The 19,495-nt window shown below is 56.0% G+C and carries 21 protein-coding genes; 8 read left to right on the plus strand and 13 right to left on the minus strand.

The features are described 5' to 3' along the window. Positions 1-42: 42 nt before the first annotated feature. The 7 genes from infB to H8K03_10290 all read right to left on the minus strand — a co-directional run bounded on the left by infB (position 43) and on the right by H8K03_10290 (position 6,438). Complete coding sequence (infB, locus tag H8K03_10260; protein ID UVT22442.1) at positions 43-2,604, minus strand: translation initiation factor IF-2; 2,562 nt, start codon at positions 2,602-2,604, stop codon at positions 43-45. Positions 2,605-2,626: 22 nt separating this feature from the next. Next, positions 2,627-3,778 (minus strand): transcription termination/antitermination protein NusA, encoded by a 1,152-nt coding sequence (gene nusA, locus H8K03_10265; GenBank protein ID UVT22240.1) that lies wholly within the window; start codon positions 3,776-3,778, stop codon positions 2,627-2,629. A gap of 50 nt (positions 3,779-3,828) precedes the next feature. Continuing rightward, positions 3,829-4,317, minus strand: coding sequence for a ribosome maturation factor RimP (locus H8K03_10270; GenBank protein UVT22241.1), 489 nt, complete (start codon positions 4,315-4,317; stop codon positions 3,829-3,831). Positions 4,318-4,414: 97 nt separating this feature from the next. Further along, the gene (gene dat, locus H8K03_10275) at positions 4,415-5,254 is read right to left on the minus strand and encodes a D-amino-acid transaminase (GenBank protein ID UVT22242.1); all 840 of its coding nucleotides are present in this window, start codon (positions 5,252-5,254) and stop codon (positions 4,415-4,417) included. 3 nt (positions 5,255-5,257) lie between these two features. Next, entirely contained in the window at positions 5,258-5,596 is a 339-nt protein-coding gene (locus H8K03_10280) for a protease inhibitor I42 family protein (GenBank protein UVT22243.1), read from the minus strand. A gap of 48 nt (positions 5,597-5,644) precedes the next feature. After that, on the minus strand, positions 5,645-5,962 hold the full coding sequence (locus H8K03_10285; protein ID UVT22244.1) for a Rieske 2Fe-2S domain-containing protein: 318 nt from the start codon (positions 5,960-5,962) through the stop codon (positions 5,645-5,647). 32 nt (positions 5,963-5,994) lie between these two features. Beyond that, on the minus strand, positions 5,995-6,438 hold the full coding sequence (locus tag H8K03_10290) for a DUF192 domain-containing protein (protein ID UVT22245.1): 444 nt from the start codon (positions 6,436-6,438) through the stop codon (positions 5,995-5,997). A 276-nt stretch (positions 6,439-6,714) separates the two neighbouring features. On the opposite strand from H8K03_10290, the gene H8K03_10295 reads away from it, so the two are divergent. Next, a complete protein-coding gene (locus H8K03_10295; protein UVT22246.1) occupies positions 6,715-7,062 on the plus strand; it encodes a 4Fe-4S dicluster domain-containing protein in 348 nt (115 codons plus the stop codon). A gap of 137 nt (positions 7,063-7,199) precedes the next feature. Here H8K03_10295 and H8K03_10300 read toward each other — a convergent pair whose 3' ends face one another. Beyond that, positions 7,200-7,676 (minus strand): hypothetical protein, encoded by a 477-nt coding sequence (locus H8K03_10300; GenBank protein UVT22247.1) that lies wholly within the window; start codon positions 7,674-7,676, stop codon positions 7,200-7,202. Positions 7,677-8,104: 428 nt separating this feature from the next. Here H8K03_10300 and H8K03_10305 point away from each other — a divergent pair, with 428 nt between their 5' ends. Further along, positions 8,105-8,719 carry a CBS domain-containing protein gene (locus tag H8K03_10305; protein ID UVT22248.1) on the plus strand — a complete coding sequence of 205 codons (615 nt, stop codon included), beginning with the start codon at positions 8,105-8,107 and terminating at the stop codon, positions 8,717-8,719. A 184-nt stretch (positions 8,720-8,903) separates the two neighbouring features. Then, complete coding sequence (locus H8K03_10310; GenBank protein UVT22249.1) at positions 8,904-11,189, plus strand: glycosyltransferase; 2,286 nt, start codon at positions 8,904-8,906, stop codon at positions 11,187-11,189. A gap of 47 nt (positions 11,190-11,236) precedes the next feature. Here the strand turns inward: H8K03_10310 and H8K03_10315 are convergent, their stop codons facing one another. Continuing rightward, positions 11,237-11,707 (minus strand): MEKHLA domain-containing protein, encoded by a 471-nt coding sequence (locus H8K03_10315; protein UVT22250.1) that lies wholly within the window; start codon positions 11,705-11,707, stop codon positions 11,237-11,239. A gap of 113 nt (positions 11,708-11,820) precedes the next feature. Here H8K03_10315 and leuC point away from each other — a divergent pair, with 113 nt between their 5' ends. Genes leuC through H8K03_10330 form a run of 3 tightly spaced genes read left to right on the plus strand, consistent with a single transcriptional unit; the run spans position 11,821 to position 14,273 of the window. Next, a complete protein-coding gene (gene leuC / locus H8K03_10320) occupies positions 11,821-13,224 on the plus strand; it encodes a 3-isopropylmalate dehydratase large subunit (GenBank protein ID UVT22251.1) in 1,404 nt (467 codons plus the stop codon). A 51-nt stretch (positions 13,225-13,275) separates the two neighbouring features. Continuing rightward, a complete protein-coding gene (leuD, locus tag H8K03_10325; GenBank protein ID UVT22252.1) occupies positions 13,276-13,899 on the plus strand; it encodes a 3-isopropylmalate dehydratase small subunit in 624 nt (207 codons plus the stop codon). Positions 13,900-13,913: 14 nt separating this feature from the next. Next, on the plus strand, positions 13,914-14,273 hold the full coding sequence (locus H8K03_10330) for a hypothetical protein (GenBank protein ID UVT22253.1): 360 nt from the start codon (positions 13,914-13,916) through the stop codon (positions 14,271-14,273). Between the two features lie 15 nt (positions 14,274-14,288). Here H8K03_10330 and corA read toward each other — a convergent pair whose 3' ends face one another. Continuing rightward, on the minus strand, positions 14,289-15,344 hold the full coding sequence (gene corA / locus H8K03_10335; GenBank protein UVT22254.1) for a magnesium/cobalt transporter CorA: 1,056 nt from the start codon (positions 15,342-15,344) through the stop codon (positions 14,289-14,291). Positions 15,345-15,437: 93 nt separating this feature from the next. On the opposite strand from corA, the gene H8K03_10340 reads away from it, so the two are divergent. Further along, positions 15,438-16,253 carry a 3'(2'),5'-bisphosphate nucleotidase CysQ gene (locus H8K03_10340; protein UVT22255.1) on the plus strand — a complete coding sequence of 272 codons (816 nt, stop codon included), beginning with the start codon at positions 15,438-15,440 and terminating at the stop codon, positions 16,251-16,253. Here H8K03_10340 and H8K03_10345 read toward each other — a convergent pair. After that, a complete protein-coding gene (locus tag H8K03_10345) occupies positions 16,250-17,386 on the minus strand; it encodes an aminotransferase class I/II-fold pyridoxal phosphate-dependent enzyme (protein ID UVT22443.1) in 1,137 nt (378 codons plus the stop codon). The genes H8K03_10340 and H8K03_10345 overlap by 4 nt on opposite strands. Before the next feature lie 245 nt (positions 17,387-17,631). Between H8K03_10345 and H8K03_10350 the strand changes: the two genes are divergently transcribed. Beyond that, positions 17,632-18,000: a PilZ domain-containing protein gene (locus tag H8K03_10350; protein ID UVT22256.1), complete on the plus strand. Its 369-nt coding sequence runs from the start codon at positions 17,632-17,634 to the stop codon at positions 17,998-18,000. A gap of 165 nt (positions 18,001-18,165) precedes the next feature. Here H8K03_10350 and H8K03_10355 read toward each other — a convergent pair whose 3' ends face one another. Together H8K03_10355 and msrA are read right to left on the minus strand one after the other, a co-directional pair. Beyond that, on the minus strand, positions 18,166-18,459 hold the full coding sequence (locus H8K03_10355) for a hypothetical protein (GenBank protein UVT22257.1): 294 nt from the start codon (positions 18,457-18,459) through the stop codon (positions 18,166-18,168). A 409-nt stretch (positions 18,460-18,868) separates the two neighbouring features. Then, positions 18,869-19,489, minus strand: a complete 621-nt coding sequence (msrA, locus tag H8K03_10360) for a peptide-methionine (S)-S-oxide reductase MsrA (protein ID UVT22258.1) — start codon at positions 19,487-19,489, stop codon at positions 18,869-18,871. Between the last annotated feature and the right edge of the window lie 6 nt (positions 19,490-19,495).

Genomic DNA, 19,495 nt, shown 5'->3' on the forward strand with positions numbered 1-19,495 from the left:
TGGATCGAAGGATACTCTCATCATGAACGTCTTGAGATCCCGCTAGAGCTTCGCAGCGATTTTATCGATGGCATAGGCCTCGACGATATCACCGGATTTGATATCATTGAAGTTTTCGATGCTCAAACCGCATTCATATCCTTGTTGAACTTCACGCACGTCGTCCTTGAACCGCCGTAAGGAGGCAAGCTTGCCCTGATACACCACGACGTTGTCCCGTATCACCCGGACCCCGGCGCTTGAGCGGGAGATCGTCCCATCGACGACGTATGATCCCGCGACAGGACCCACCTTCGGAATCGTAAACACCTGCCGGACTTCGGCTCTTCCGAGGACGCGCTCTTTCAGCGTGGGTTCGAGCAAGCCTTCCATCGCAGCCTTAATATCGGCAATGGCGTCATAGATGATCGTGTAGAGCCTGATGTCAACGCCCTGCTGCTCAGCCAAGGCGGTTGCCTTGGGCTCGGGCCTGATGTTGAAGCCGATGATGATGGCTCGCGACGCAGCGGCCAGCAGCACATCGGATTCCATGACTCCTCCAACTCCGTTATGAATCACACGGAGTTTGACGGCGTCTGTTGACAGCTTTTCGACGGCGCCGGCCAACGCTTCCGACGATCCTTGTACGTCGGCCTTGATGACGATGGCCAATTCTTTCACCGACCCCTCTTGAATCTTCGCGAAGAGATCATCCAGGGTGACTTTGGCCGGGCCGGTCAGCTCTGCAGCCCGTCTCTTTTGAGCTCGCTCTTCAGCAATCTCTCGGGCGACTCTCTCGTTGGAGACGACATGGAACACATCTCCCGCAGATGGCACCCCTGGCAATCCAATCATTTCCACTGGAATGGATGGTCCCGCCTCCTGCGTTTTCTCGCCACGATCATTAATGAGAGCCCGGACACGCCCGCTGAACGATCCCACGACATAGGCGTCTCCCACCCTGAGAGTCCCGCTCTGGACCAGTACCGTCGCCACCGGTCCTCGCCCGCGTTCAATCTTGGCTTCGATGACGGTGCCTTTCGCCTGTCGGTGTGGATCCGCTTTGAGTTCCAGCACCTCGGCCTGAAGGAGAATCATCTCGAGGAGCGTATCGAGTCCCGTTTTCTGCTTGGCGGACACCTCCACCATGATGGTATCACCGCCCCATGCTTCCGAGATCAAACCATGCTCCGAGAGGGCATTTCTGACACGGTCAGGGTTCGCGGTGGGTTTGTCGATCTTATTCATCGCCACGATCAGTGAAACGCCGGCCGCCTTGGCATGATGGATCGCTTCGATCGTTTGCGGCATGACTCCATCGTCGGCTGCGACAACCAAAATGACGATATCCGTGATCTTGGCTCCGCGCGCTCGCATCGAGGTAAAGGCTTCATGGCCGGGAGTGTCCAGAAACGTGACTTGTTTCCCGCGGACTGAGACCGTGTAGGCTCCGATATGTTGGGTAATGCCGCCGGCCTCACCTTCGGCCACTTTTGTTTGTCGAATCGCATCCAGCAAGGACGTCTTCCCGTGATCGACGTGGCCCATGATGGTGACGACGGGCGGTCGAGGTTCAGCCCGTTCCTTACCAGTTGCTTCAACCACATCTTGCAGCAACTCCTCGCCCACCTTCTCGACTGCTATTTCAATCTTCACACCACTTTCCTCGGCAAAAATTGATGCGGCGTCCAGATTCATCGGCTGATGGAATGTCAGCATTTGGCCCATATCCATCAGCTTTCGAACGATGTCCGCCGGCCGCTGACCGATCAACTCGGCAAATTCCTTCACCGTCGTCCGCGGGGTGACCTTGACACTTTTCCGACGTGGCTTGGTGATTTCTGCCGGCGTGCTATGGTGCACATGTTTGGACCGGTCATCGCGTCGCTGTAAAGGAATCGCGCGAAGATCCTGCCAGCGGGCGGCGTCCTCGCGAAATTTCACATCCTGCTGCTCGTCTCGTGGACGAGTCGGCTTTCGTACTTTCTTGAGTTTGTCCTTTTGCCCCTCGGCCTGGATGGCCTCGAAAGCCATACTCTTCTTTTTGCCCGTCACCGGCTCTACAGTCGCCGCCACGACAGTGGGTGGGGCTAGCGTCGGCTTCGGCGGCATCTCTTCCGGCTTGGAAACGACCGGAGCGGGAGCCGGTGGTACGATCTCATCTGGAACTTCCTCTGTTCGAGAGCTATGATCGACCGCTCCGCCGAGAACGGGATGCTCAGGAGACACGGATGGAACAGGTGTCGCGGTTACCACCGCGGACTGCACCGAACGGTCGCCTTCAAAAACCGTAGCGGGGGAAACGACCTCGAGCGGTTCATCCTCTTTCTTTCGCTTGATCAGAATACGGCGCTTGTCAGGCTTCGGCGGTTCTTCTGCGGGCTGGCTCCTGGCCGTCACGGCTTTGCCGTGAGCCGCATCCTGAATGGATCTGACACCAGACTCCCCCTCGGCCCCTGTTCCCTGACCTTTCAATTTCGGGGCAAGCTTATCCAACACTTTTTGAACGATGTCATCGTCCAGAGTGCTGCTATGAGACGTGACTGATACCCCGATCTTTTTGAGCTCGGGGATGAGCACACGATTCTCCATTCCTAACTTCTTCGCGAGTTCGTATACACGCATGGTCATCAGACAGTCCCGTGCTCTATCCGCTCGTCGCTTCCTCGGCTCTGGCGGCTTGCCGAGCTTCTTCTTGCAGCCGTTGCGCCTCGGCTTCCTCTGCAAGCGCCGCTTTGATTTCCTTATCTCGTTCGACTTTTTCCTTTTCGTATTCGGTTGCGCTGATGATATCGATTTTCCAGCCGGTTAAGCGCGCCGCCAATCGGACGTTCTGGCCGTTCTTGCCGATCGCCAGCGACAGTTGCGAGTCTGCTGCGACGACGAGCGCCGATTTTTTTTCTTCGTCAATACCGACTTTTTCGATCGTCGCGGGGTTCAACGCTTCGGCAATGAAGACTCGCGGGTCCTGCGTCCAGGTAATGATGTCGATCTTCTCGCCACGTAACTCACGGACCACGGCCTGCACGCGGGATCCCTTGATGCCGACGCACGCTCCCACCGGATCCACGGCTTTTTCCCGTGAGGTCACAGCGATCTTCGTTCGATCTCCCGGCTCTCGAACCACCGATTTAATCTCGATGATTTTTTCCATGACTTCCGGCACTTCGAGTTCAAACAGCTTGGCCACGAATTGGGGGTGGCTGCGAGACAAAATAACCTGAACATCCTTCGGAGTACGACGGACTTCCAATAACATGGCCTTCACACGATCGCCGCGCCGATAGGTTTCGCGCGGAATCTGCTCTTGAATCGGCAGGATGGCCTCCGTTTTCCCCAGATCGACCAGGTAGTTTCGGCGCTCCATACCGAGAATAATGCCGGTGACCAGATCCCCTTGACGCGTTGAGTATTCTTTTTGTACGGCCTCCCATTCCGCCTCGCGAACCTTTTGAAAAATGACTTGTTTCGCGGTTTGGGCGGCAATTCTCCCCAGTTCATTCATTTCGATCAGCGATCCGATTTCATCGCCCACTTCGGCTTCACTGTCGTACTGACGAGCTTCCTGGAGCGAGATCTCCGCTTTGGGATTGCTGACGGTTTCCACGATCGTCTTTTTGGAGACGACAGAAATTTCTCCGGTCTTGGGATCGATCTCCACCTGAATATTTTCGGCCTGGCCGAAACGCTTCTTGGCGGCGGTCTGCAGGGCGGACTCGATGGCCCCGATGACGCGGGCCTTGTCGATTCCTTTCTGGCGCCCGATTTCGTCGATCACTGAAATCAGTTCTCGGTTCATACCTTACGCTCCTGCATCCGGTGACCACACACGATGACCTACCTCGCGCACTAAATCTTCACGACCAGCTTTGTCTCCGCAATCATCTCTCGGTCTAATTCGATCGTCTGAGGGTTCCGTGTTGTGGCGACAGCCAGCACGATCACCTGCTCATCCGCCCGTATCAGCTGCCCGGCGATCTTCCATTGACCTTCGAGTGGTTGTCGAAGCTTGACACTGACCTCTTTTCCGATTGCTCGCTGATAGTCCTGTAGCCGTTTAAAGGGCCGATCCAAACCTGGCGAAGAGATTTCAAGGGTATATGCGTGAGGGAACGGATCGGCCACGTCGAGTGCCGGCCCTAAGGTTTTATGTGCCTGCTCACAGTCTGTTATGGTGACTCCGCCCGGCTTATCGATGAGCACACGAACGACCGAGCGAGGACCTCGTCCCACACACACCACGTCAATCAACTCTAGTCCGAGCGTCCATAAGATCGGTGCAATGATCCCGTGCAACCGGTCGGCAACCGGTTGCAGACCACCACCCGGTATGCTCAACCTATTTTCCCTTGACATGTGTCCAAACAAAAAAGTGGGCTTGAGCCCACTTACAGAGGGAGCACCATACCACGCACCCCGGAGCAAAGCAAGAGCACTAGCCGGTCAACAGCGCCCATCGAGCAGCCAGCGTCTTCGTGATCGGGCCCGGTCGGCCAGAGCCGATGGTTTTCCCATCGACTCGGACAACCCCAAGGACTTCGAGCGTGGTTCCAGTCAGAAACACCTCGTCTGCCGAGTACAGAGACTCGACTGGAATAAATCGCTCTTCGATGGCGATGGTCTCCTTCTTCGCCAACTCCAACACCACTGCTCTTGTGACACCGGACAAAATTCGAGGCCCTTCCGGAGCCGTCACGATCACTTCGTCTTGAATGGCCATGACATTGCTCAGGGCACCTTCCATCACGAGACCGTCTCGAACCAAAATTGTTTCGAAGACTCCCGCTTTTTTCGCCTCTTCACGCGCAAGCACGTTGGCCAGCAGATTGACGCTTTTGATGTCGCACCGCCCCCATCGTAGATCTTCCCGCGTACATGCCGTCACGCCGGCGTGACGTATCTCGGGAGTCAGGGGATGAAACTCTCTGATCGTCATGACGACTGTCGGACGGCTGTCGGAAGGAAAGCGATGCTCCCGAGGAGCCACCCCTCTGGTAATCTGGATATAAATCTTGGCATCCCGATATCCGGCTAGGCTGAGTCCGTGTTGAATCCACTGTATCCATGACGCTCTGGTATACGGCTGAAGAATAGAGAGTTCATTTGCACTCCGCTCAAGTCGGTCAAGATGCGCTCCCACTTCGAAAGGAACCGCTCGATAAGTCCGAATGACTTCGTAGACGGCATCTCCGAATTGAAAGCCTCGATCATCGATGGAAACGGTGGCCTCCTGCCACGGAAGAAAGCGACCGTTGATAAAGGCGATATCAGGCATCGCTCATTTCCCGGGTAGAGGTTCCGCCTCTATTCTGAACAGCCGACGATCTTCCGCGGTAAATTTCCACCCCATCCGTTTTTCAAACACCAGCTGATACACCCCCGGCTGCACGGCTTTGAACTCAAAGATTCGCTGTCCATTTTCCACTGCATTATTGCTCGCAATTTGGAGGAACTCATCACTGAGGAGAGCGAGTCCTTTCGTGTCATAGGACGGCACCCACTGCTCGCCTCTCGTCCGATCTTCCCATAGATGAATGACAAATGGCCGGTCGACCGTGACCTTGCGGCAGTCGCTGCTGTCCAATGCTTGGCTGTGATCGGTACCGGAAACATTCATGTCTCTATCCTCGTACGCAAAGACACTCGTTACGCTGGATCTCTCGTCTTATACTCTCCGCCGAGGACCGACCATGATATCGGTTCCATCCACCCGAACTTCGTAGCTTCCCACACAATACCCGCCGCCGTCGGTGCCCTGCCCGTTGCGGATATCAAAGGCGAGATCATGCCAAGGGCAGGCAATGACATATCCCTTGAGCCTCCCCTCAATAAGCGGGCCTCCCTCATGGGGACAGCTATTATGGATGGCGTAAAATTTCCCCTCAATGTTGAACAAGGCAATCGGCCGGTCATTGACTGTGACGATCTTTGACTTTCCCGGAGGCAATTCTTCGATCTGTGCAACCTTGTGAAACTCATCCATCGTGATTCTATCCTTTTCCCGCGCCTCAACGCCTACAGGCGAAGGGCGTACTTGAGTTCGTCGGTTTTTGCAACTCCAGCCTTTTTGATGAACCCCGATTCCGTCTGGATCACATAGCGAGCGTCTTCCGGCGGTGGTCCGTACAATGGGCACGGATCTTTGGCGCATGGTTCCGCATGCTCCAGCATGTGCACCACATGATGGCTTTCGTCCACCCAGAGAATGTCGATGGGAAATCGATATTCCTTGGTCGTGACGCGATGCAGACCGTTTTGTTCAAAGATATAAAGCATGCCGCTATTTGGAGGCAATGCATCGCGAAAGGCGAGTCCAAAGAGCAACTTCTCCGGGGTATCCGCCACTTCAGCTTCCAGCTCGACTCCGCTGGGGAACGTCACGACAATGATGCTCGATTCTTTACGCTCAACGAGAAAAACTGAAGCGCTCATCAGAAGGAGGGCGAGCAGGACCATCATGATGATCCGCTTCTTCCTCTGTTCTCGATTGTTCGCTTGAGTCTGACCGGTTGACATGGAGAAGAGTAATGATTTGTTCTTCACTGAGCCCAATGGCCCATGCGCATTGGCGATCTAGGCCTTCTGACCGGATTGCGTTCTGTTGACTTGGAAAAGAATCGCAGAATAAAATGCCGGTCCGCGCCCACTCACCACGATACCGTGAGCACTATGGTGGCAGCGGCGCGAGCTTGTCAATATTGTATAGTCCTTTGGAGTGAGAAGGAGGCTTGGGTCATGGCTTTATTGATTACGGACGAATGCATCTCTTGCGGGGCTTGCCTGCCGGAATGCCCGAATGAAGCGATCTTTGAAACCAGGAGCGACGCGGAGAGCAAAGGCAATCACGTCGGCGATGGGCAAGGTGTCGGCGACAATATTTACGTAATCGCGCATGACCGCTGCACCGAGTGTGTTGGTCACTTTGATGAACCCCAATGTGCCGCGGTTTGCCCCGTTGATAATTGCTGTATTTCTGACCCCCTCTATCCTGAAACAACGGATGTGCTTCTGGAAAGAGCAAAGACTCTGAATCCCGATAAATCGATAGATCCCGCCAAAGTGTGGAGTGGGGTAAGAAACTGACCTGCTGCTGATGTGCACCGCAAAAGGCCCCGGTTCTTCAAGAACCGGGGCCTTTTGTTTTTGACTCTGTCGCGTCTAAAAAGAAAGGCCTCAGTGATCTTCACCGAAGCCTTTCAATCGACTCGAAACGCGGCGCACTATTTCAACATCACCAGCTTGCCGCCGACGTGGCCCGGATGCAAGTGGCAACGATATTCGAGGACGCTCCCTGCCGCATAAAACAAATCGCTGGTCGGAACGCCGATGTACCGCGTCTCCCCGGGCTTGAGCACCAGCTTTGTATCCAGAACAGTCGGTGCCGATTGATTCACGGCGGCGCTCAGATGAAACCCATGTTCAGCTGTCGCATTGTTCGTCACCTTCAAAAGAACCGGTGAACCTGGACGTGTCTTAAAATCGATGACCGTCGTGGGAGGATACCAGGTCTTCATGTTACCTATCTCGATGGCGTAGAACGCGGCATCGACACTCAGTTCCTTAAACGGCTGCCCGACGACAGATCCAGTTTCCAGATCACCGATCTCGACACCACCTGCTTGAAGCGCGTACGAACCCGAAGCCCCAGCCAGCACCATTCCAAGGCCGAAAAAGACCGACAATATCATCTTGCCCATGACTACCCCCCTTGCAAGAAAAGAAGAGATAAATAGAGGCTTGTGAATATATGACGCTAAAGTTTGGAGGACGTGAAGGCTTTTGTAATGTGCACCCTTGTCATTATCTATAGAGTATTGCCGACTTGTAACACCTCGCGCGGCGATTCTTATAACATAGGGGTCAAAACGGAAGCAACCGAATTGGAAGTGCCCCTGTCGAAGGAATCGGCGACACTAATTCAGACCACGAGATGACAAGGCTCGTTTCTCTGGACTACCACCTCTTGGCCTCGGAATCCTTGAGAAATCCAAGACACTCGTCGAATCGATTCTGTTGCATGTAGCCTCGCCTGCTCGTGCCCCTTGTTTCGCCGGAGGGGCTCCGTGCCCCGACCTCGCTTAAGTATTTCCCGAAAGTGCCGATACAGCAGTCGAGGAACTACATCATGTCCATCATTTTGGCGGTCAATGGAATCGTAGAGACCTACCCGACCAAAACGACAGACCCTCGGCCTACCCGCGCCGAATCGGTTGGAGATCGGGAACATCATGGTCAACACTCAGCGTCTTTGGATCACTCAGCCTTAGCCGCGCAAACTGCGTATCAACAACAGAACCTCGAACGGCCACATCCGAAACCGGCGATCCTGGCGCGGGATTTGATGAAAGCCCCGGTCCTTTCACTTCCGTCCGACAGTACGTTGCTCGATGCCTGGGGCATCATGTCACACCGAGGATTCCATCATATTCCCGTCACTTCGCTGCATGCCACACTGGTCGGCATGATTTCTTATCGTGATCTGCTCGATCATGTGCCGGAGCTGATCACAGCGGCCGACAAGAGGCAGGCTTCAACGAGGCGATTAGCCGAAATCATGACTTCCCGAGTTATCTCCGCAACACCCACCACGGAGATCCGAGAAATCGCCCGCGTCATGTTGGATGAACAGATTCATGCGGTTCCCATCTTGGATCATGACCGTCACCTAGTCGGCATTCTCTCCACACAGGACCTGCTTCAGGGCATCGCGAACCATGGTCCGCTCGAGCTCTGGACCTGACTTCCTAATCCATTGAAAAACATACCTATTGGCGGCACAAGCCCCTCATTTCATCAATCGGTCCGTCGGATGCCCCCTCAAAAGACCGTGCCTCCTCCGTAGGATAGTCAGGCTGACCCTCCGGTAATACGGTGGTACCCACCACAGAACCGCAAAAAACTTCGGCCCCCAGGAACATTCATAAATGAGGCTGGTCGACACATTTTTCGACACACCGGTTGCAGCAGGTGTTTCCGCTCTAGTCCTCCTGATTATTGGTCTTCTCCTCAAAGAGAACCGGGGGCGTCGCTGGGTCCTGGGCCTGAGCCTCCTGTTATACGTCCGTTATATGGTCTGGCGGGCGCTCTACACGTTACCGACTGATGATGTAAATAGTATCACCGTGGGTTGGATTGTGTTCCTGGCGGAACTGTATGGGCTCTGCCAATTTTGTTTCTTCACCTATCAGTCCTGGTCACCGACGGACCGTTCCCCGGCGCCGATTACAACGTATCCCACGGTGGACATTCTGGTCACCGTTGTAAATGAACCCCTGTCGCTCCTACGGCAAACCGTGATGGGATGCCTATCGCAAGAATACCCCAAGGATCGGTTCAAGGTGTACGTGCTCGATGACGGCCATCGTCTGGCAGCCAAGCAGTTGGCGACCGCACTGGGCTGTGGATACATCAGGCGCCCGGATTATCCCCGCCACGCCAAGGCCGGCAACCTCAACCATGCGCTTCACTTGACTGACGGCGACCTCGTCGCCGTGTTCGATGTCGACCATATCCCTGCCCGTACGTTCCTCAAAGAGACCATTGGATTCTTCGATGATCCCAAAGTGGCCATCGTTCAGACTCCTCACCACTTCTACAATCCCGACATTTTTCAACGAAACCTGCGTATCGGAGATCTCGTCAAGAACGAGCAAGCACTGTTCTTCCGCTCGTTGCAAGCGGGCCGTGATGCGCACAACAGCGCCTTCTTCGCAGGCAGCGGTGGCCTGTTCCGCCGGCAACCGCTGGAGGAGATCGGCGGTTTTCAGACCCAGACCATCACCGAAGACATCCACACCAGCATGAACCTGCATGCACAAGGATATACGTCCTGCTACCTCAATCGCGTCCTGTCCGCTGGTCTGATGCCGGAGACGTTCGAAGGATACCTGAAGCAGCGGAAGCGTTGGGCCATCGGCTGCATCCAAATGCTTCTGCGCGACAACCCGCTGACAAAGCGCGGCCTCACGCTGTCACAGCGACTGGATTACTTCGGATCGATCTTTTATTTCTTCTTCGGTCTTCCACGCATCATTTGCCTGATCGCCCCACTGTCGAGTCTTTTGTTCCATACGCCGCCGATTCAGGCAAACGTGATGCTGTTAGGTCTTCACTTCTTTTCTTTCTACATCGCGGCGGCGTTAGCGATGCGGCCTGTCAGCAGCGGCTCGCGCAATCCGTTTTGGTCGGACATCTATGAAATCGCCATGTGTTTCGCGCTCAGCGCAGTCGCGCTCAGCGCCCTCGTCGCTCCGCATAAAGAGCGTCCCTTCGAGGTGACACCGAAAGGACAGCGCATCGAGAAAAACACTTCCGCCGAATTGATGTTGGCATGGCCGCACTTGCTGACGTTTGGCTTGTTGATTGCCGGTGTGATGGTTGGAATTCGGGACCTTCGACACGGCACAGGAGATCCCGGTCTTCCGGTCAGCCTTCTATGGGGATGCGTCAATCTCGCACTGTTGACCATAGCCATGTTCGTCGCCAATGAGCAAACACAGGGCCGGCGGGCATTTCGGCTCAACCGAGATTTCGTGAGCGAGGTGTTTGTGGACGATGCCCCCGTCTCTGCGCGTATTCTCAACATCAACGAACATGGTGCCGCGCTATCGTTGGAGCATCCGCTCTTTACCGCACTGGAAAGCGTCTCACTGCTTCTGACGTCGTCCCAGGGCGCCATCGTTCGATTGACCGGCCGCCTCATCAGGCAAGAACGATTGCCGTCCGGTGATATGGTGGCCGCACTTCAATTTATCGGTCTGGATAGGACGACCCGACACACACTCGTCGATAAGATCTTCGGTGATCCTGCTGCGTGGGCAGAGAGCTATCGGTTCCAACCCGGCATCGCGAGCAGTTTGCGATCGCTGCTTGTCGCCGTCACGGCTCCTTGGCGATCCTATTCATGGGAGCGACGCCGGATTCCACGTATTCTCCACGAAACCTCTTGTCGATTGAGTTCCTCGACATCCTTGCGGACCGGAAGGTTGAAAGATATGTCCTACACAGGCGTGAGTGTGCTCTTCTCTTCAGCTCCAAAAGGGTCGCTGGTTGAAAGTCTGTTGGAACTGCCTCGCGTGGCTCTGACGGTCAGCCCTGTCTCGATAACGCGCCGCTTCCGCAAGACCTATGTCCGTTTCAGAGTGGAGCGCATCGAACGGGGCGAACAACAGTGGCGAGAGCTCCACGATCAGCAATGGAGAGAGCTATGAACGACGGTGAGCCGCAGAATCGGTTGCCGATCGGTAAGGTTGCCTTCTCACGGCACCTTCGACCACTGTGAGAAGGTAGCTGCTTGACCGATCGGCGTCCCCGCGGAATCGATCACATTCCAGATCAACGCCCGCTCGACAAGGAAACGCCGGCCGGTCGATGAAATTCTGACCCCTCGATATCCGTCGAAGTACCCATTGATCTTGGCGTGCTCCAACATCCATTCTCGCTCGGCGCGGTTACCTGGCTCGGTCGTAAGTCGCGACGGCGTCTTGATGAATTGATCCCAGGAGAGCTCCCATAAGCTCAAGGCCGCCTGATTGCCATAGTTCAAGATCGGGTCCAGCTCCACGCCATGAGACACGACGATAAAAGATGCCTCGAACAACGTACGTGCCTGTCGTCTCGCGTCACCGGCCCGCTCGATCAATTCTTTTCCCATCCAACGGCGATAGCTGTCCAACAGCTGCTGACTCCATTCCACGATCCCCGAGTTGTCCCACTGTGCCGTGTTCATCGGGGAGGTGGTACCACGACTCGCGAGGCAGGGCAAGCTTCACGGGCACCTTGTCAAGACCATGGGACTTCTCTGTATAATGGCGCTCTCATCTGAAACAACCAGGGGTACTGATGACGGGCAAGACACTGTTCGACAAAATCTGGGATTCCCATGTCGTACGGGCGGAAGCCGACGGAACGACGCTGCTCTATATCGACCGCCAGCTGGTGCATGAAGTGACGTCTCCCCAGGCGTTCGAGGGGTTGAAGCTTTCAGGGCGGCGCCCACGGCGACCGGCGGCAACACTTGCTGTGCCGGATCACAATGTGCCTACCACGGACCGGCGGCTGGGCATCGCCGATCAAGTGAGCGCGCTTCAGATTCAAACACTCGAAGATAACTGCAAGGACTTCGGCATCACCCTGTTCAACATGAGCGACATCCGCCAAGGCATCGTGCATGTGATCGGCCCCGAGCAGGGATTCACCCTCCCCGGAACGACAATCGTGTGCGGCGACTCCCACACATCGACTCACGGGGCGTTTGGAGCCTTGGCATTCGGTATCGGCACCAGCGAAGTAGAGCACGTCTTGGCCACGCAATGTTTATTACAGAAGCGGCCCAAGACGATGGAGATACGCGTCGATGGGGCCCTTTCCGACCGCTGCTCGGCCAAGGATATTATTCTTGCGATCATCGGGAAGATCGGCACGGCCGGAGGAACGGGCTACGTGATCGAATACACCGGCTCCGCCATTCGCGCGCTCAGCATGGAAGGTCGGATGACCCTGTGCAACATGTCGATCGAGGGGGGAGCCCGTGCAGGGATCGTCGCTCCCGACGACAAGACGTTCGCGTACATCAAAGGCCGGCCGCTCGCCCCACAGGGAGCGCTCTTTGAACAGGCCGTCCAGGTATGGCAAACACTCAAGACGGATGCGAGCGCGACGTATGATTCAACGGTCATCCTGCAAGCGGAACAGATCGCGCCGCAGGTCAGCTGGGGCACCAGTCCCGGTATGGTCATCGGTGTGGACGAGAACGTTCCGGACCCTCGAACGATGTCCGACGAGAAGACAAAGAATGCCACCGAGCGGGCGTTGGCCTACATGGGGCTTTTACCCAATATGCCGATTACGGATATTCGAATTGACAAGGTCTTCATCGGCTCATGCACGAACTCACGGATCGAAGATCTTCGCCTCGCGGCCGGCTTCGCAAAGGGCAAGAAGGTCGCAAAGACCGTCCACGCCATGGTGGTGCCTGGATCAGGGCTCGTCAAGCAACAGGCGGAGGCGGAAGGCCTCGACCGAGTCTTCCGCGAGGCCGGGTTCGAGTGGCGGGAGGCCGGATGCAGCATGTGTCTCGCCATGAATGCCGATGTCCTGAAGCCTGGCGAGCGGTGCGCCTCCACGAGCAACCGGAATTTTGAAGGTCGCCAGGGAGCGGGCGGGCGGACTCACTTGGTATCTCCGGCCATGGCAGTCGCCGCAGCCATTGAAGGACATTTTGTCGATATCCGCCACTGGAGCTGATCGCGCAAGGCCCTTCGAGTACAACATTTACCTATCGTCTGATTGGATATTATGGAACCCTTCACCACACTGACCGGTCTTGTCGCTCCGCTGGATCGTGTGAACGTCGACACCGACCAGGTCATTCCGAAGCAGTTTCTCAAAACCATCAAGCGCACGGGATTGCGCGAGGGGTTGTTCTTTGACTGGCGGAAACTCAAGGATGGCTCGCCTGATCCCTCCTTCTTTTTAAATCAGCCCCGGTATCAGGGCGCGTCGATCCTCTTGACCCGCGACAATTTCGGCTGCGGCTCATCCCGTGAGCACGCCCCGTGGGCGTTGTTGGATCAAGGATTCCGGTGCATCATCGCTCCGAGCTTCGCGGATATTTTCTACAACAACTGTTTTCAAAACGGCATCCTTCCCGTGGTGTTGAAACCGGAGGAAGTGCTCCCGCTCATGAAGGACGTGATGGACACCGAAGGCTACCGGCTCGCCGTAGACTTGGGGCACCAAACAGTGACCACCCCGAACGGAACCACGTATCGGTTTGAGATCGACCCCTTCCGAAAGGATTGCCTGTATCGAGGGCTGGATTCGATCGGCCTTACGCTCCAGCATGAGAAGGCGATCACGGCCTATGAGATCCGTCGAAAGGCCGAGGCGCCTTGGCTGTTCACTGATCTGCGCTCATAGCGGAGAAGATGCCGATGCGCTGGTCTTCTATCCCGAAGCTGTTCTTGACCATCGTGTTTTTCGTAGGCGCCGCCTACCTGACCGTTGCCTTCAATTGGACCTATTCCGATGGGAGCCGAGCCGGCTACATTCAGAAATTCTCCAAGAAAGGTTGGCTCTGCAAGTCTTATGAAGGGGAATTGGCGATGACGACCGTGCCGGGCACGGCCCCCGTCCTCTGGCAATTCACGATCTGGGACGACAAGGTCGCGACACAATTGTCAGCGGTAATGGGAAAACGAGTGATCCTGCATTATAAAGAGTATCGCTATATTCCGACCACCTGCTTCGGTGAGACCACCTATTTCGTGGATCAAGTAGAAATCCAAGAATAGGTCGGGCCGACTCCTTTATAGCCACTTTTTTCGACGGAACCCCACAAGCATGATCACCGCCACCATTCCCATGATCCCCAGCGCCATCGGGTAACCCCAGTGCCATTTCAGCTCCGGCATGTACTCGAAATTCATGCCATAGATGCCGGCGATGAAGCTGAGCGGCATGAAAATCGTGGTAATCACCGTCAGCACTCGCATGACGGCGTTCAGCCGATAACTGACGCTTGAGAGATAGATATCCAGACTCGACGAGACCATTTCACGCAACGTCTCGATCGTGTCGACGATCTGCACCACATGGTCATAGACATCTCGGAAAAACACCCTGGTGGGCTCATGCAGAAAAGGGCAGTCCGAACGAGACAGGTTGTTGATCGCTTCCCGCAACGGCCAGATGGCTCGGCGCACGAATAACAACTGCCGTTTCAGCGCGTGAATGTCCCTGAGCGTCTCCGGCTTCGGATCGGCCACCACCCGCTCCTGCAGCGATTCAATCCGTTCGCCGAGCATTTCGAGAACGGCGAAATACTGGTCGACCACGGCATCGATGAGCGCATACAGAAGATAGTCCGAACCGTTTTGCCGGAGGCGGCCCTTGCCGCCCTTAAGGCGATCCCGAACCGAGTTAAACACATCGGTCCCATTCTCCTGGAACGAGAGAACATAATTGCGCCCCATGACAAAACTGATCTGCTCGACCAGAATGTCTCCTTGATCAGTGGTCGTGAGCATCTTCATCACGAGAAAGAAATAGGTGTCATAGTCGTCGAGCTTGGGACGCTGATCGGTATTCGCAATGTCTTCCAGCAGAAGAGGGTGAAGGTTGAAATGTTTCCCGAAGGCTTCCAGGACGTCGATCTGATGGACACCACCGACATTGACCCAGGCGACCGTCTCATCGACAGGCGGTCGGAGCTCATTGACGTCCGTGACGACGCGCTCCTCGCACCGTGCGCCGGCGTAACTGAACAGCGTAATGCGAACGGGGTTGGTTCGCGTCTCACCGATATGGATGAGTGTCCCGGGCGACAGCCCGGTCTTCTTTGACCGCTTCTGAACCAGCTTCATGGTAGCGAGCTTGTACGCACATTCTCATGCCAGGTCAAGGTGCGTACGAGATCGATTCTTTTCTTCCGCCTCAAGGCTTGGTACTCTCGTGTCATGGCTTGGGATGACGAACTGAATGTCTTGATCGAGGCGATCCGAGCGGCCGGGACGGAAGCGTTACGCTACGCCGTCGAAGGATTTGAGACGATCAAGAAGCTGGATCATTCGCCGGTGACTTCGGCAGACCTGGCCGTAAATCAGATTCTCCAATCTCGCCTGCAGTCGGCGTTTCCTCTCGATGGATGGTTGTCGGAGGAGTCGCCGGACGATCTGGATCGGCTTCGCAAAATACGGGTCTGGGTCGTTGATCCGATCGATGGAACGAAAGCGTTCATCCGTGGTGAGCCCGAATTCTGTATCTCTGTCGCCCTCGTCGAGCAAGGCCGGCCGATCGTGGCAGCCGTTTTCAACCCTTCGACCGGTGAATTGTTCAGTGCCACCAGAGACGGAGGGCTTTATCTCAATGACAAACCGGTGACCCCACAGGCACAGCACGGCGACCAACTGCCGGTCATTGCCCTGAGCCCGTGGGAGCGCCAAATCGGCCGCTTCACGTCGCTTGAGCCGCATGCCGACAGTCGTCCCATGCGTTCCATCGCGTGGGCGCTCGCACTGTCCGCGAGCGGCCGTCTCCATGGTGCCGCGACCCTGGAGCCTGAAAATGAGTGGGATGTTGCAGCCGGAACACTCTTGATCGCAGAAGCCGGCGGGGCTATATCGGATGGGAGTGGACTCGCTCTGACCTTCAACCGGCCCGAACCTCGCTATCGCGGGATCGTCGCCACCAGCTCGCACTGTCCGGATGCCCTCTCACGACAGCTCAAACGTCTGACTCGGTCGGTCGCCGGAGGCGATGACGAGCCGCTTTAAAAAGCGGCTTGAGTCAAACGCCGACAGGCCTCATCGAGATCAGGATCCGTCTTCGCGTAACTGAAGCGAATGAAGTTCGTACCTGCCTGGCCGGAGAAAAAGGCCTCTCCCGGTACACCGGCCACACCGGTATGTTTCAACAGGTGCATGGCGCGCGCCTTCCCTGTATCACCCGGAAGCCGGGAGACGTCCGCCAACACGTAATAGGCCCCTTGCGGGATCGACGGCGCGAGCCCCGCGTTGGCAAGCGCGCTGCAAAACCTGTCGCGCTTGTTCTGGTAGTCATGCGCCAAGCCCCGATAGAAACTGTCGGGCAATTCTCTGATGCCCTGAGCCACACCCATTTGGAGCGGCGCAGGAGCGCACACGTAGAGTAAATCGTTCATAGCCCCGATGGCCTGCGCCCATGGTTGGGCCGCCACACTGTACCCGATGCGCCAACCGGTCACGCTGAAGGTCTTGGAGTAACCGCCGATCGTCACCGTTCGTTCGGCCATGCCTGGCAACGCAGCCATGCTGAGATGGCTTCGTCCGTCATAGAGAAAGTATTCGTAAATTTCGTCAGTCAACACGAAAAGATCGTGCCGGCACGCAAACTCCGCCAGCGCTTCCAATTCCACTCGACTGAACACCTTACCCGATGGGTTGCCGGGAGAATTGACGATGATCGCCTTCGTGTTGGGAGTCACCACCTGCTCAAGCTGACTCAACGAGTACGTCCATGCCGGGGCCTGCATATGCACCACGACCGGAATCGCCTCCACAGCCACGAGCGCACTGATATGATATTGGTAGTACGGCTCGAACAGGATGACTTCGTCACCGGGATTGAGCAGGGCCGCGCAGGCACAGTGAAATGCACCGGTAGCCCCCGCGCTGACCGTGACCTCCGTGTCCGGGTCGGCTTGAATCCCGTTATAGTTGGCCAGCTTCTTGGCGATGGCCTGCCGCAACTCCGGTAACCCGTCGAAGCGGGTGTACACGTTGTGCCCTTCTCGGATGGCGTGCTCGGCGCCTGCCAGCACGACCGGAGGAACCGGCGTATCGCAGACCCCCTGCGCCATGTTGAGCCCCTTCAGACTCGCGCAAGCCTGGGTCATCGCCCGAATTTCCGATTGGGCCAGATCGGCCATCCGCTGACTTACCCTTCGTGCCACGAGCTCATCCCCTTTCGCCAGCCTCCTTTGTCGCAGAGGATCGCGGCCGCGTCAAGATGCCCGCACGATCCGGAACGTTGATGGGACAGGCGGACAAATAGCTACCAAATACCGTTTTGTCTTGCCGATAGCATCCCATCGCATACACTACAACCAGTCGCTCTCAAGAAGATGATACGAATCGATTAAACCAGTATTTGTCCAAGGAAAGGACCGGTACGATGACATCAAAGGCAGCCCGCAAGTCTTCACCCGACGGTGAGGAAGGCGCGAACCTGCAAGACCGGCGAGGGCGGAGAATCCCCCTCTCGTGCCGCATGTTCTTCTTCGGGGAAGATGACTTTGAGGGTGAGGCGACGCTGCTTGACGTGTCGACGAACGGCTGCCGCGCGGAATCCGAGGTGGAATTGAAGATCGGGACGTCGTTGAAGCTGTCGCTGTTCCTTCCAGATTTTAAGTGGCCCCTGCGCGTCGATCAGGCGATTGTGCGGTGGCTCGACGGCAAACAATTCGGACTGGAGTTCACGATGATTCGCCTCGCCCAACGTGAACGGCTGCGAGGCTTGATCATGAAGGTCAAGTCGGAATAGCAGCCCCACTCAATCACGTTGCCCCGCCCTTTCCCTGGACCGAATTCAACTGTCGTAGACGAAATAGGTCGTACTGTTGATGGTCTTGCTGGTTCGGCGAACAAAGAAGTCGTGCCGCAGACTTCGGTTCGGCGTTTGACGGCAAAGAGCCCATTCTTCTGGAGGCTACACGACGAGCAAGGCTACGAAGAGAGTGACAACCAGCATGATTCCTGTCAAGGAAACCAGCTTAAGGCGTCGCTCGGTCCGTTCTCGCTCTTCGCCTTGTTGTGTTGTTAAGAGGAGCAATAACAACCAGCTATAGAGACTGCAAAAACCACCGATGCTGAATATCGACATCACCAAGAACTGTCCCGAACTCTGAGCGCCCTCCGGCAGAAAGAACAACAATACCGTGCAGACGGCACCATACGCCGCAGCGAGATAGGCGAACAGGGTGATACTCGCTTTATGTCTCACCTGCTCCTCAGGTGTCATCTGAAAACCCGGCGCTACTACTTGGCATCGTTCCCGAAGTCCCCATCATTCACACACGACTTGCACCGACTCGCTGCGGAGAGCTGCCATGAGGCAACAGACAGTCGACCGTCTGTACTCTCCATCCGTCGCGACCATACTGCAGCTATTCAAGCAATACCATATACTGACGTGTAGTACAGTAAGTATTTTGTGCTATCTTCAGACTCGTGAACAATGGTCGAACAGATACGGACCGCTCTCGGTTCGGAGGATAGATTCCGGCCTGGAACGTGTGAAGGTTAGTGACTAGTGGCAGAAGCGCAGAACGATGGAGGAAGTATCCGTCCTCAGGATGGAACGGCTTTCATCCTGAGGACTCTTAGAGAATGCATTTCACGAATACCCGGACCTACGGCTTCCCCCAGAGCGCTTCCAACCGTTGGTCTCGGCCGCATCCGATTTTATAGTACTTATATCGGATCGGGTTCTTCTTGTAGAAATCCTGGTGATAGTCCTCGGCTGGATAGAAGGCTGATGCCTTGACCAATTGGGTCACGATCGGGGCAGGGAGCCGTTTGGATTGATCGAGCGCGCTCTTGGATTCTTCCGAAAGCCGCCTTTCGTCATCGGTCGTATAGAACACGACCGATCGGTATTGATTGCCAAAGTCGCAGAATTGCCCGTTCGGCGTAATGGGGTCGCTGTTGTGCCAGAAAGCATCCAATAGTTTCTGATAACTGACCTTCGAAGGGTCATAGGTCACCTCGACGGACTCCGCGTGCCCCGTTTTCCCCGCTGAGACCTGTTCATAGGTGGGATTGGCGACCGTGCCGCCCATGTAGCCGGAGACCACTCCGAGCACGCCATCAACTTTCTCAAAAGCCAATTCCATGGACCAGAAACAACCGCCCGCAAAGTACGCTTTCGCGGTGGTCGCCGCGCTCAGTGATCCGCTCCAAGGCCAAGTAAAAAGCGTCGCCCAGGTCAGTAAACCAACTGCGAGGAATGTCAGTTGTCGCCGAATAGCCATGATTGC

This window comes from Nitrospira sp. (assembly GCA_024760545.1).
In the GTDB taxonomy this organism is placed as follows: Bacteria; Nitrospirota; Nitrospiria; order Nitrospirales; family Nitrospiraceae; genus Nitrospira_D.

Bases quoted from the DNA above. Each gene is read 5' to 3' on its own strand.
- infB (UVT22442.1), bottom strand. From the start codon at position 2,604: ATGCGTGTATACGAACTCGCGAAGAAGTTAGGAATGGAGAATCGTGTG.
- nusA (UVT22240.1), bottom strand. From the start codon at position 3,778: ATGAACCGAGAACTGATTTCAGTGATCGACGAAATCGGGCGCCAGAAA.
- dat (UVT22242.1), bottom strand. From the start codon at position 5,254: ATGCCTGATATCGCCTTTATCAACGGTCGCTTTCTTCCGTGGCAGGAG.
- H8K03_10280 (UVT22243.1), bottom strand. From the start codon at position 5,596: ATGAATGTTTCCGGTACCGATCACAGCCAAGCATTGGACAGCAGCGAC.
- H8K03_10285 (UVT22244.1), bottom strand. From the start codon at position 5,962: ATGGATGAGTTTCACAAGGTTGCACAGATCGAAGAATTGCCTCCGGGA.
- H8K03_10290 (UVT22245.1), bottom strand. From the start codon at position 6,438: ATGATGGTCCTGCTCGCCCTCCTTCTGATGAGCGCTTCAGTTTTTCTC.
- H8K03_10295 (UVT22246.1), top strand. From the start codon at position 6,715: ATGGCTTTATTGATTACGGACGAATGCATCTCTTGCGGGGCTTGCCTG.
- H8K03_10300 (UVT22247.1), bottom strand. From the start codon at position 7,676: ATGGGCAAGATGATATTGTCGGTCTTTTTCGGCCTTGGAATGGTGCTG.
- H8K03_10305 (UVT22248.1), top strand. From the start codon at position 8,105: ATGTCCATCATTTTGGCGGTCAATGGAATCGTAGAGACCTACCCGACC.
- H8K03_10310 (UVT22249.1), top strand. From the start codon at position 8,904: ATGAGGCTGGTCGACACATTTTTCGACACACCGGTTGCAGCAGGTGTT.
- H8K03_10315 (UVT22250.1), bottom strand. From the start codon at position 11,707: ATGAACACGGCACAGTGGGACAACTCGGGGATCGTGGAATGGAGTCAG.
- leuC (UVT22251.1), top strand. From the start codon at position 11,821: ATGACGGGCAAGACACTGTTCGACAAAATCTGGGATTCCCATGTCGTA.
- leuD (UVT22252.1), top strand. From the start codon at position 13,276: ATGGAACCCTTCACCACACTGACCGGTCTTGTCGCTCCGCTGGATCGT.
- H8K03_10330 (UVT22253.1), top strand. From the start codon at position 13,914: ATGCGCTGGTCTTCTATCCCGAAGCTGTTCTTGACCATCGTGTTTTTC.
- corA (UVT22254.1), bottom strand. From the start codon at position 15,344: ATGAAGCTGGTTCAGAAGCGGTCAAAGAAGACCGGGCTGTCGCCCGGG.
- H8K03_10340 (UVT22255.1), top strand. From the start codon at position 15,438: ATGGCTTGGGATGACGAACTGAATGTCTTGATCGAGGCGATCCGAGCG.
- H8K03_10345 (UVT22443.1), bottom strand. From the start codon at position 17,386: ATGGCCGATCTGGCCCAATCGGAAATTCGGGCGATGACCCAGGCTTGC.
- H8K03_10350 (UVT22256.1), top strand. From the start codon at position 17,632: ATGACATCAAAGGCAGCCCGCAAGTCTTCACCCGACGGTGAGGAAGGC.
- msrA (UVT22258.1), bottom strand. From the start codon at position 19,489: ATGGCTATTCGGCGACAACTGACATTCCTCGCAGTTGGTTTACTGACC.